Below are 11685 nucleotides of genomic sequence, written 5' to 3'. Positions count from 1 at the left end.
AGGTCGGAACTCCTGAACGCGAACAGTATGAGGTTGAACTCAAATTGGAACTGATTGGAGACATGATCCAACAAGCCAGGAAGCAGCGTAACCTACACAGCAACAACTCGGTGAACTCATTGGAGTGAAGAAGGCACAGATTTCAAGACTTGAGAACAACACAGGGAACGTAACTATCGAAACGATTCTCAAAGTATTCAACGCTCTTGAAGCCAAGGTGAACTTCAACGTTAAGATGCTGAATAATAGAATAAACGTGGCGTAAACGGTGTGTAACAAACACTAGCAGGCATGGCCACATGAGTTACGTGCATAGTTCATCGGTCCAAACCGCTCACCATTCCGCCAGGTTAATTTTGATGCTTTCTACCCTGCCCTTCTGCTGGGTTTGGTTTCTTGTGTTTCGTGGTGGTTTCTGAGTGTTAATCGCACCGTTCAGGTTCGCTCTTTCTCCGCTATTTATTACTTTTAGGCCACAGCCCGCTAGTTGGGCGTTAGACATAAGCCTCTCCCATGAGAACATTCATCATTGCTTGCATATTTTTCATCTCTGGAACCGTAAACGGACAACAAAATGGTTTGGCCAAAATCAAAGATTATGACTTATCTAAGATCTGGACATCAGGTGGATCGACTGACATAGATGAACCCGATTTCTTCACAACCAAACGACCTGATTTCAGAGGATTTATTGGAGATAACTATCAAAGGATTTACATTCAAATTGATGAAGTAATTAAGGATCATTCAGACCAACTAACCTACTATGTAAGAGGTTATTCCATAGTAAAAGGTAACAGATGTACGTTTCTCGGAACAATAAAAATAGATTCAACTGAGATTAAGGAACGTCCGCCTTTATCAGCAATTCAAGGAGCTGAGAGTCTTGTTGATATGAACAAAGTATCACACTTTGGAAAAGCCTACTGCACCTATGAACTCTTTGAGAACAAAAATCAAAAGTGGACTGGCTTTTTTAAGGGCAGCTTAAGCACAAAATTCTACCTAACAAATGAAAATGAAATCAAATATGATGCGGCGGGGGGATTTTCTGACTCATATATGAATAATACATACATCGGAACTTGGACGAGCTATTCTTCTGGAAACTCTAAAACCTGTAACTGGGGAGAATTTAGAATACCCGAATCTGGTGATTTAGATATCGGAGCTGGGGGGTTTTCCCCTAACCCAAAATACATCGAAAACGGTTGGAAAGAAAACTAAGAACCTATGTCTAACAATATGTATAAGGCATGTGCTTGAGTGCTTTCCACCAATTACATCAGAACTTGCCAGTTTCGTCTGCCGCCGAGAAAAGATTTGTGCTCTTTGGAGACTTCAGCTCGTGGGAGTTTTGGATTTGCAAAAGGTGTCGCCATCTAAAAAGTTGTGAGCACCGGCAGACTTCACTATTTTGCAGGTATTAGCCAAGTGTGAGCACACGCCTCATACATGGGCGTTACCTCACATGCGAGATGCATAGAATCCAGATATTTATATTAATACTAAGTTTTAGTTGCTCAACACCTAACTCGAAATCTTGGGACGAACAAAACACAAGAACTCTTGAATTCGATAACCCGAAAGTAGAACGAGCTATGAGTATAACTCAAGAAAATATGCCCAAATTCTTGAGGCTTTACAACATGTATTCCTCAGATTCGACTTGGACATTTTATGTAAAGTATGGATTTGAGAACAGCGAAACAACAGAACATATGTGGGTGAACTTGTTACAAACTGAACCTTCATTCTTAGGAATCCTAGACAACATTCCACAAGTTGTGACACATGTATCCTATCTCGACACAATTGAATTTAGCTCCAACGCCGTTGAGGATTTCATTGTATATCATGGTGACACCCTAATAATGGGTGACTATTTAACTGTTGCCCATGAACTCCTGAACAATTAAAAACGTGAGGTAACAGGCACTAGCGCGAATATGCCTTTGTGCATCCTGCCAGTTTCAGTGCAATTGGACCGCTTCACCGCCCATTCTGCCATTTTCATTTCCCCCTCCCTCCTTTCGTGTTTCTGGATTTAGACTTTCGAAACGCAGTTCTTCGTGGATACCGTTGCGGAGGTTGGGCAGTTTCGCTAGTTTAGTGCTCTTTACAACTGGTGGGCATACTCTCGCTAGTTAGACGTTGTGAGGCATACTCTAGATCACGCACATTCTAACGAACTTAAAATTGCATAACTGTATCCAAGTGAATACATTTGTCGTATGTATTCTATTGAGAAGACAGATGTATTTGACAAGTGGCTTAGAAAACTGAAAGATCACCGTGCAAAAGCCAAAATCCTTTTCAGAATCCAGAGAATTGAAGAACAAGGAAATTTTGGAGATTGTGAACCTGTCGGCCAAGGAATTAGTGAACTGAGAATTCATATCGCTAAAGGATACCGAGTCTACTTGAAAGAACACAATGGTAGAGTTGTGATACTTCTCAATGGCGGAACAAAATCGTCGCAACAGAAGGACATTGATAAAGCCAAAGATTTATGGTTGAACTATAAAGACGAAATTGAAGATGGCAACTAAAGAGATAACAAAATTCGACATTGCTGAATATCTAGAAGATGATGTAATGGTTGCAGAGTATTTGAACACCGTGCTTGAAGACGGTGATGCTGAGGATATCAAAACAGCTCTTGGACATATCGCCAAAGCTCGTGGAATGTCAAAAATTGCTGAAGAAACTGGTTTGAGTAGACCAAGCCTCTATAAAGCTTTATCTCAGGGTTCAAAACCTCAGTTTGACACTATTCTCAAAGTACTAAGAGCTGTGGGTGGTAACTTGAACATCCCAACAGCTTAACTGAAAAACGCCTCACAACAAGCGGTAAAAATGCATGTGGCTACTGCCTATCTGCCATTTTCAGTGCAACTGAACCGCGATTTCTGGCATTTGGAAAGGTCTGTGTCTTTCTACTTTTCTTACTGCCACTCGGAAAAATATTGTGGAACGTGCTGTATCTGAACCGTTGTGAGTTGGAGCCAGAATCGCTACTTTTATCGGAATTTAAAAAGCTCGGGCCACACAGCATTTTACCTGAGCGTTACCATCAATTCACTTCATATCGCATACTAACCTATGAACAGACTACTACCCTATCTCGAACGAGTATTTTTGGCAACCTTAGCAGTAGCTTTTATACTCCAACTAACCGGATCTGAGCTTCCAATTCTTATGTCACTCAGTCTTGCTGGACTTGGAATAACATTTTTCTTGAGTGCTTATAGACCTTTAGATATTGAACCAGAGGAAGGAGAAGAGTTAGGTGATTTCAATGAATTATTAGCTTTAACAATTATTCCTAAAATTCTATGGATTGGAACGTCCGTTGCGACAATTGGGATTCTTCTTTCAACTCTCGAACTAGGCAATGACGGATACGTTACATTACTTTATGTTGGCTTAATAACCATCTCGATTGCAACGATGATCCAACTTGGACTTAAAGTAACGGGAACAAAGTACATTAACGCAACATTTCCAGTCTTCTTTAGAGCTATTCCAACTCTCCTAATAGTCGCCTATATTCTTTTCGGATAACGACTGAACGATAAAAAAGCTGGTAACAGTTGCTAGCACGAATGCGCCTAAGCATTCTACTGCTAATTTCATCTGATCTTCACCGCTCCGCTACCCATTCTGAAATTGCTTCTCTCCTAGCAACTGTCTTGCTTCTGGATTTCTTCTTCTAATCGCAGTTCTTCGTAGATGCCGTTGTAGGTGTTGGGCAGCTGCGCTATATTAGCTTCTTTCTGCCAAGCTCGGGGCGCACTCCTGCTAGCTTGGCGTTACCAGCCATACCTGCAATGCGAAAAATAGACGGAGAAATTGATGCTGATTTAATTGAATCTATTATAAAGGAACTCCCGAACATCACCGATATTCATTCTGATAAACATTCTCTCTTGATTCATGGTATGGGTGGACAAACTAGGAATTTCTACAGTAACCTGAGAACATCAACTGAACTTGAACTTCTTTGGTCTGGATGGAGTAGCAACGTTTGGTGGACTTATCTTCTAAGTTTCATTCCTGGACAAGCAGGACTAACTAAGATTCTGAACCGGAATAAACTAGATCAACATTATATAGAGATTGGCGCTCAGTCGATGTGCGGACTCTATTTCATTCCGAACGAACTGGTTGACGGAGTACTTGAAGAAGTTAAGAGGAACAGAACTATTGATATCGAAAATCTGCTTAACGGATTTGCCAACTTTTTCACTTTAACTGTTGATTTCGATTACAACGGAGGTGAACGAGATGGTGATATTTACTACCATGAACTAACTCTTGGAGACGAACTGCCTAACCAACTCGAACGAACTTTGACGCGAACAAAATAACAGGCTGGTAACAGTCGCTAGCACGAATGCGCCAACTGCCAATTTACAGAGTTCAGTGGAACCTCACCATGAATCTACCGCTGGGAAAGTGCAGTGCTTTCTACTGACTTCAGTTCGCAGGATTTTTATCTTTCTGAACGCAGTGCTTTCTGATACTTGGAAGCACCGGCAGATTCATTAGTTTTATCGGAACTTGCCAAGTTCGGGGCGCACTCCTGCTAGCTTGGCGTTATATGGCATAACTGCAATTCGCAAAGAACTTCTTAACTTTAGATATGCTAACGAAGGAACAAGTAATTGGAGCAATCAACAAGCTTCCGCAAGAATTTTCGGTTGAACAAGCGATCGACGAACTTATCTTGCTCGAGAAAATCGAAACCGGACTGGCACAGTCAAAGGCTAACGAAGTAATTCCTGACGAACAACTTGACAAGGAACTTCCTGAATGGTTAAGATAAACTGGACAACTCAAGCCAAGAACGACCTAATTTCTATCGCTGAGTATATTGGTCAGAATTCTAAAAAATATGCCAGAATTCAAATTAAACGCATTCGCGAACGAACCCGACAACTGAGAGAGCACCCAAACTCTGGTAGAGAAGTGCCTGAACTTGATAACCCAAGGATAAGGGAGCTAATTTTGGATAACTATCGCATTATTTATTGCTTGGTTTCTGACGAACGAGTCGACATTCTTACAGTGCATCATTCGGCTCGACTGCTAGACTTATAAAAACAGCCACATAACAGTTGCTAGCACGAATGCGCCTGAGTGCTATTCACAAATTTCATCTGATCTTCACCGCTCCGCTACCCATTCTGAAATCGCATCTCTCCTAGCAACTTTGGTGGTTCTGGATTTTGTCTTTCTAATTGCAGTCTTTCATAGAAGCCGTTGTAGGTGTTGGGCAGCTGCGCTATATTAGTGCTTTCTGCCAAGCTCGGGGCGCACTCCTGCTAGCGTGGCGTTACATGGCATACCTGCGCAACCGCAAATGAAGTACGTATTTGAAGGATTAATCATTATCGGGATTGTTGCGCTAATTGTAACAATCATCAAATATCCTAAGGACGTTGGACGAGGAATACTTGGCATGTTATTGCTACCATTTGAACGAATGTGGGGCATCATACGATTCTTCCTGTTGCCACTCGAACTGATAATTCTCTATTTAGAAAAGAAGTTTGAGGTTAACTACCTAACTAAGTATATCGATCGCGAACCCTCAACAACTAAAAAGAAAACGAAGGAACGAAAACAGATCAACTTCCAGAATTTTAGAAAGTACATCATAGTCAACTCAACATCTGAACAGATAGAAAGCGAACTAAATGAGGCTGACGAGTGCTGTCCAGAGGTGAACCTAGAAGACCATTCTATTGCACGAACTGACTCCTATTCTGTCATTGAGATTCCACGAACTGGATTCTACGGTTATAACTTCATGATCCAGTGGCTAACTAACAACTTCACCAAAAATCAGATAGTCGGACTTGCTTCGAACGGACGAACTAGGTTTCTGACCATTTCTAACACCGAGGGAGATAACGACATGATCGGCAGAACCAACACGGGCAAGAAGTTCTGGGTTAGCTTGTATGACGACCTTGACAACAAGCAGTTTCTACGCATTAACCAAGAACTAGAACTGAACAGCGAACTAACAACTGAATCGCTGGAGAAGATGGTAAAAAACGCCATGTAACAGGCACTAGCGCGAATATGCCTATGTGCATTCTGTCAATCTCAGTGCAAATCGACCGCTTCACCGCCCATTCTGCTACTTTTAGTTCCCCTCCCTCCTTTTCGTCTTTCTGGATTTAGACTTGCGGAACGCAGTTCTCCATAGAAGCCGTTGTAGGTGTTGGGCAGTTTCGCTAGTTTAGTGCTCTTTACAACTAGTGGGCATACTCTCGCTAGTTGAGCGTTATATGGCATAACTGCAATTCGCAAAGAACTTCTTAACTTTAGATATGCTAACGAAGGAACAAGTAATTGGAGCAATCAACAAGCTTCCACAAGAATTTTCGGTTGAACAAGCGATCGACGAACTTATCTTGCTCGAGAAAATCGAAACCGGACTGGCACAGTCAAAGGCTAACGAAGTAATTCCTGACGAACAACTTGACAAGGAACTTCCTGAATGGTTAAGATAAACTGGACAACTCAAGCCAAGAACGACCTAATTTCTATCGCTGAGTATATTGGTCAGAATTCTAAAAAATATGCCAGAATTCAAATTAAACGCATTCGCGAACGAACCCGACAACTGAGAGAGCACCCAAACTCTAGTAGAGAAGTGCCTGAACTTGATAACCCAAGGATAAGGGAGCTAATTTTGGGTAACTATCGCATTATTTATTGCTTGGTTTCTGACGAACGAGTCGACATTCTTACAGTGCATCATTCGGCTCGACTGCTAGACTTATAAAAACAGCCACATAACAGTTGCTAGCACGAATGCGCCTGAGTGCTATTCACAAATTTCATCTGATCTTCGCCGCTCCGCTACCCATTCTGAAATCGCATCTATCCTAGCAACTGTGGTGGTTCTGGATTTTCGCTTCTGAACGCAGTTCCTTGAAGAAGCCGTTGTAGGTGTTGGGCAGCTGCGCTATATTAGCTTCTTTCTGCCAAGCTCGGGGCACACTCCTGCTAGCGTGGCGTTATGGACAATACCTCCAGAAATGAGAATTGTAGTTTTAACCATTTTTTTAATTCCCCTATTCGCCAACGCCCAAGTCATAGTTGACTACAACGTTGATGAAACTTTGGTAGGAACATGGAAACCTGCTGAATTAGACAACTACGAAGGTGTTTACAGATTTGGCTGGTCTGAATGGGAGTCTGAATTCTATTTGGCAATAGATGGTGATCTGATATGCGCTCAAGTAAAAGATCATGAGTGGATTAACTCAGATAACGAAGAACTTAGAGGTTGGCAATCAAGGTACAAGAACCTTCATAACGTAAGGATTGTTGGCAACAAATTTTACAGTGATGAAACTAACGGTGAATTCGTAACATATGAACTAAAAGGAGAAAAAATCAATGGATTAAAACTTGAGAACCCTCCAAACAGCCACGACGAAAAATATGAAATTGGCATATTTCAGACAGAAGACAAATTGACATTTTTCAGCGGGAAATACAGAACAACAAAATTTGATGTTTTAACTACTAGCGAACTAATGAACTACAACCTAGCTGACTTGAAAATTTTGCGTAATGAGATATTTGCTCGATATGGTTACGTATTTAAGAAAGGTGGAGAAATGGAAAAACATTTCAAACGTCAAAAATGGTATCACCCAATTGAACGGGATGTTAACCCCCTTTTAACTGAAATAGAAAGGCAGAACATAGCCAACATAAGAGCTATGGAATCGAAAAAAAGTCCATAACAGTTGCTAGCACGAATGCGCCAGAGTGCTTTCTGCTAGTTTCATCCGATCTTCACCGCTCCGCTACCCATTCTGACAGTATCTCCTCTCCTAGCAACTGTGGTAGTTCTGGATTTTCACTTCTAAACGCAGTTCTTCGTAGAAGCCGTTGTAGGTGTTGGGCAGCTGCGCTATATTAGCTTCTTTCTGCCAAGCTCGGGGCGCACTCCTGCTAGCGTGGCGTTAGTGTCTATTGACTGCAGGATTTATAATCAATCTAGTAGCACATGATGAGGAGTCTTTTACTAATTGGTATCGCTCTAACTTTATCGGGTAACAGCTCAACACCCAATAATGAATTTACAGTTGCACTTATCTCTATTGATGGAGCTAACTTCGAAGAGGTAAAGCAAATCAAAAGAAACATTCGGGCTTATTACAACTGCAATGTCAATGAGTTACTACCAATAACAATTCCATTCGAACTTATGAAAAATGGGCAAGACACTGTTCTTTCAAGTTCACTACTGAGGTATTTAAGGAAGACTTACAAAGAATCTGAATTTGACAAAATAGTGGCGATAACCGAGAAACCGCTTTATTTCACTGAACAATTCCCTTCAATTAGGGGATTAGGAACCCAAAACGGAAAAACAGCGGTTATTTCAACGTTCAAGATTAAGAATGAAGCAAGTGAAGACAAGAAGTTCTATAAGAGCCTTTTACTAAAAGTTACAAGACATGAAATTGGCCATACTCTTGGTTTGGCTCATTGCAAGAGGAACAGTAAATGCCTAATGACGTCAGGTGTTAACCCTGAAGAATTTTATTCGCTACAATCCACATTTTGTGATAGTTGCAAAGTCCAAGTACAACGTTATCTAAAAGAATAAACAGACACTAACAGACGATATTGCGCATGGCCTTACTTAGCAATCTGCAAAGAGGCTGCTAAACATCCCGCTTATCAGCCGCCAAGAATCTGATGTACTTTCTAATAAGTGCTGCTCGTGGGAGTTTTTGTCTTTCATATCGCAGTGCGTACTTGATACTTTGAATGCACCGGCAGATAAGCTACTTTTATCGGAATTAAATAAGCTCGGAGGCCACAGCGCCATATCTGAGCGTTGGCATCCATTACTGCAATGTGGCAAGAAACCGTTACGATATTGAACATTTTAAAAAACTAGCGATTGAACGTGGAGGAGAATGCCTTTCTCATGAGTTTATAAAAGTTGCTAAAAAACTACATTGGAGATGTGCAAACGGACATGAATGGTGGTCTGCTCCAGTGAACATTCTAAAAGGAAATTGGTGTAAATCTTGTTCAGCTAAAAAGGCAACAGAACACTTAAGAAAGTCAATTGAAGATTGTCACGAATTAGCCAAAACAAGAGAAGGCTACTGTCTATCCATCGAATATGTAAACAGCCAAGAAAACCTCGAATGGCAATGTAAGGCTGGTCACAAATGGCACGCCTCATACGCAAATGTCAAAAAAGGGACTTGGTGTCGAATCTGCTCAGGAGAAGAAGCTGGAAAGCGAAGAAGAACACCTCTTAAATTTTTCCAAGACTATGCGAAGAAGAAAAAAGGTGTGTGTATTTCAACAACATATACCAAACAAACCGACAGATTAACTTTTAGATGCTCTGAGGGGCATGAATGGGATACTGCCGCAAGCGTAATCAAAAACAATAGGACATGGTGTCCATACTGTGCTGGAACGTACAGAGCAGACACACCTGAACTAAAGCAAAGTAGATTATTGGAATTAAAAAAGATTGCTGCTTCAAAAGGTGGAGAGTGTCTGTCGGCGGAGTACATCAACCAAAAGGTTAAAATGCATTTTCGCTGTAAGGAGGGTCACGAGTGGTGGACAACCGCATCTATCGTTAAAAGAGGTGGATGGTGCAAAAGCTGTTCATCATCACAAGCGAATGATTGGAAACGGGACAACATCGGAATCTTTAAAAGAATAATTGAAAAGAGAGGAGGAAAATGCCTTTCAAAGAAATATGTTAATCAACAAACACGCATCCATGTACAATGTGAAAATGGTCATGACTGGTGGGCATTCCCACAACACATAAAACGAGGATTATGGTGTAGGAAATGTAATGGAAGCGCACCCCATTCACTTGAAGATGTTCAAAATTTAGCCATTGAAAGAGGTGGTGAATGTCTTTCAAAAAGCTATAAGAACGACATGACCAAAGTGACTTGGCAATGCGCAGAAGGTCATATTTGGGACGCTACTCCCAACAATATAAAACGTGGAAAATGGTGTCCAACTTGCAACTCTGGAATCGGGGAACGGGTTTGTCGCCTAGCCCTTGAAAAAATATTTAACAAACACTTTAATAAAGTTCGACCAGAGTGGCTAAGAAATAAAAATGGCCGTTTACTAGAACTCGATGGATATAACGAGGAATTAAAGCTTGCTTTTGAACATCAAGGAACTCAACACTACAGTGATAAATACAATCATCGTTTTGGCAAGAAGAACCTTAAACAAAACGATTTGCAAAAGCGAAAAATATGTGACAGCAGAGGAATCAAAATCATATATATCCCAGAAGTTTTTACAGATACCAAACTGAACGATTTAGTACCAACGATTATCGAACAACTGAAAAAGTTTGGTATTCCTTTTCCTGTACAGGCGGCTAACTTGGAATTGGATCCGAGAGAAGTATACACCTACACCAAAACCAAAGAAGTAGAACAACGTGAAACAAGGGCTATTGAACTCCTTAAGTCCAAACAACTTCAACTTCTTGACATTTTCCGAACGAACTCTGGAGTTAAACTCAAAATCCAATGTCAGGTGAACCATATCCGAACTGTGGCTATTGGCGCAATTCTGAACCATAGATTCTGCCCGAACTGTGAACGAAAACGAAGAAAAACGGATGCCAACAGACGCTGATCCGCCATGTGTCTTGGCGCTTTTTGAAACAGCATCGGGACTCGCTCGCTACCCTGCCCATTCTGATAGGTTTTCTCCCGCCCCACCTTCCTTCTTTCTGGACTTAGACTTGTGGAACGTAGTGCTTCGTAGTTACTGTTGTAGGGGTTGGGCAGTTCCGCTATATTAGTGCTTTCTAGCTATCTCGGGACACACGGCGGATAGCTAGGCGTTACCAGCAATTTTCCTTCATAGCGCAGATGTCAACAACTGAAATAAAGTCTAAGAAAAGCAACCTGATTATTTATTTAGCACTAACTCTGGCAGCAGTGTTCAGCTCGCTTTACTTTCTCTTTCTAACTGATACCTTTCCCGAACAAACAACCAAAATTGCAGGAACTGTTGCAGCTGTTATTCTCCTTTATTTGGCATGGATTCTTCTAAACAAACTGCGAACGAACCCCACCGAACTTCTAATAACTTCTGAGAAAATTGGCTTTTACGAACGCAAGAACTGGAACGAAATTCCTCTTGCCTCTGTGAACTCTTTCAATTTCAAGAACTTCTATGACGGGTACAAACGAGCTAGGCAACTTATTCTAGATCTAACAACTGGCGAACAAAAGGTTATCGAACTGAATGGTCTTGACACGAACCAAGCTGAACTCGAACGAATACTAACCGAAAAGAAAAGCTGGTAACAGTTGCTAGCACGAATGCGCCAAAGCATCTTTCTGCTAGTTTCATCTGACCTTCACCGCTCCGCTACCCATTCTGAAATCGCACCTCTCCTAGCAACTGTGGTGGTTCTGGATTTTGTCTTTCTAATTGCAGTTCTTCGTAGATGCCGTTGTAGGTGTTGGGCAGCTACGCTATATTAGTGCTTTCTGCCATGCTCGGGGCGCACTCCTGCTAGCGTGGCGTTAGAGACAATACTCGCACTTCGCAAAATCACCATAAACTTGAACGGAACTAGGAAAATAAGAGGCCAACGAAAACTTACTCAACGAATCGAGG

Annotated in this window: 16 protein-coding genes; all 16 read left to right on the top strand. The window is 41.5% G+C overall.

From position 1 onward, the window contains the following. The first annotated feature begins 124 nt into the window (after window positions 1-124). The 16 genes from CHB71_RS19275 to CHB71_RS18485 all read left to right on the top strand — a co-directional run bounded on the left by CHB71_RS19275 (window position 125) and on the right by CHB71_RS18485 (window position 11369). On the top strand, window positions 125-265 hold the full coding sequence (locus tag CHB71_RS19275) for a helix-turn-helix domain-containing protein (protein ID WP_407918767.1): 141 nt from the start codon (window positions 125-127) through the stop codon (window positions 263-265). 248 nt (window positions 266-513) lie between these two features. After that, window positions 514-1227, top strand: coding sequence for a hypothetical protein (locus CHB71_RS18560; protein ID WP_089358468.1), 714 nt, complete (start codon window positions 514-516; stop codon window positions 1225-1227). Window positions 1228-1478: 251 nt separating this feature from the next. Continuing rightward, on the top strand, window positions 1479-1919 hold the full coding sequence (locus CHB71_RS18555; RefSeq protein WP_144017495.1) for a DUF2314 domain-containing protein: 441 nt from the start codon (window positions 1479-1481) through the stop codon (window positions 1917-1919). 315 nt (window positions 1920-2234) lie between these two features. Further along, the gene (locus CHB71_RS18550) at window positions 2235-2552 is read left to right on the top strand and encodes a type II toxin-antitoxin system RelE/ParE family toxin (RefSeq protein WP_089358466.1); all 318 of its coding nucleotides are present in this window, start codon (window positions 2235-2237) and stop codon (window positions 2550-2552) included. Further along, a complete protein-coding gene (locus CHB71_RS18545) occupies window positions 2542-2829 on the top strand; it encodes an addiction module antidote protein (RefSeq protein ID WP_089358465.1) in 288 nt (95 codons plus the stop codon). The genes CHB71_RS18550 and CHB71_RS18545 overlap by 11 nt, the downstream gene beginning before the upstream one ends. A gap of 276 nt (window positions 2830-3105) precedes the next feature. Then, window positions 3106-3567 (top strand): hypothetical protein, encoded by a 462-nt coding sequence (locus CHB71_RS18540; protein ID WP_089358464.1) that lies wholly within the window; start codon window positions 3106-3108, stop codon window positions 3565-3567. Window positions 3568-3833: 266 nt separating this feature from the next. Next, the gene (locus CHB71_RS18535) at window positions 3834-4373 is read left to right on the top strand and encodes a hypothetical protein (protein ID WP_089358463.1); all 540 of its coding nucleotides are present in this window, start codon (window positions 3834-3836) and stop codon (window positions 4371-4373) included. A 275-nt stretch (window positions 4374-4648) separates the two neighbouring features. Continuing rightward, complete coding sequence (locus CHB71_RS18530) at window positions 4649-4831, top strand: hypothetical protein (protein WP_089358459.1); 183 nt, start codon at window positions 4649-4651, stop codon at window positions 4829-4831. Further along, a complete protein-coding gene (locus CHB71_RS18525) occupies window positions 4819-5106 on the top strand; it encodes a type II toxin-antitoxin system RelE/ParE family toxin (RefSeq protein ID WP_089358462.1) in 288 nt (95 codons plus the stop codon). The genes CHB71_RS18530 and CHB71_RS18525 overlap by 13 nt, the downstream gene beginning before the upstream one ends. Before the next feature lie 262 nt (window positions 5107-5368). Further along, window positions 5369-6079: a hypothetical protein gene (locus CHB71_RS18520; RefSeq protein ID WP_144017494.1), complete on the top strand. Its 711-nt coding sequence runs from the start codon at window positions 5369-5371 to the stop codon at window positions 6077-6079. A 268-nt stretch (window positions 6080-6347) separates the two neighbouring features. Further along, window positions 6348-6530, top strand: a complete 183-nt coding sequence (locus CHB71_RS18510) for a hypothetical protein (protein WP_089358459.1) — start codon at window positions 6348-6350, stop codon at window positions 6528-6530. Continuing rightward, on the top strand, window positions 6518-6805 hold the full coding sequence (locus CHB71_RS19240) for a type II toxin-antitoxin system RelE/ParE family toxin (RefSeq protein ID WP_089358458.1): 288 nt from the start codon (window positions 6518-6520) through the stop codon (window positions 6803-6805). The genes CHB71_RS18510 and CHB71_RS19240 overlap by 13 nt, the downstream gene beginning before the upstream one ends. A 256-nt stretch (window positions 6806-7061) precedes the next feature. Beyond that, window positions 7062-7778 carry a YARHG domain-containing protein gene (locus CHB71_RS18500; RefSeq protein WP_144017493.1) on the top strand — a complete coding sequence of 239 codons (717 nt, stop codon included), beginning with the start codon at window positions 7062-7064 and terminating at the stop codon, window positions 7776-7778. Window positions 7779-8044: 266 nt separating this feature from the next. After that, on the top strand, window positions 8045-8650 hold the full coding sequence (locus CHB71_RS18495; protein ID WP_089358456.1) for a hypothetical protein: 606 nt from the start codon (window positions 8045-8047) through the stop codon (window positions 8648-8650). 254 nt (window positions 8651-8904) lie between these two features. Further along, the gene (locus tag CHB71_RS18490) at window positions 8905-10689 is read left to right on the top strand and encodes a zinc-ribbon domain-containing protein (RefSeq protein WP_089358455.1); all 1785 of its coding nucleotides are present in this window, start codon (window positions 8905-8907) and stop codon (window positions 10687-10689) included. 239 nt (window positions 10690-10928) lie between these two features. Then, window positions 10929-11369 carry a YdbT family protein gene (locus CHB71_RS18485; RefSeq protein WP_089358454.1) on the top strand — a complete coding sequence of 147 codons (441 nt, stop codon included), beginning with the start codon at window positions 10929-10931 and terminating at the stop codon, window positions 11367-11369. Window positions 11370-11685 lie beyond the last annotated feature (316 nt).

This window comes from Ekhidna lutea (assembly GCF_900188325.1).
GTDB classification, from domain to species: domain Bacteria; phylum Bacteroidota; class Bacteroidia; order Cytophagales; family Cyclobacteriaceae; genus Ekhidna; species Ekhidna lutea.
This window is presented reverse-complemented; position numbering and strand designations above follow the sequence as displayed.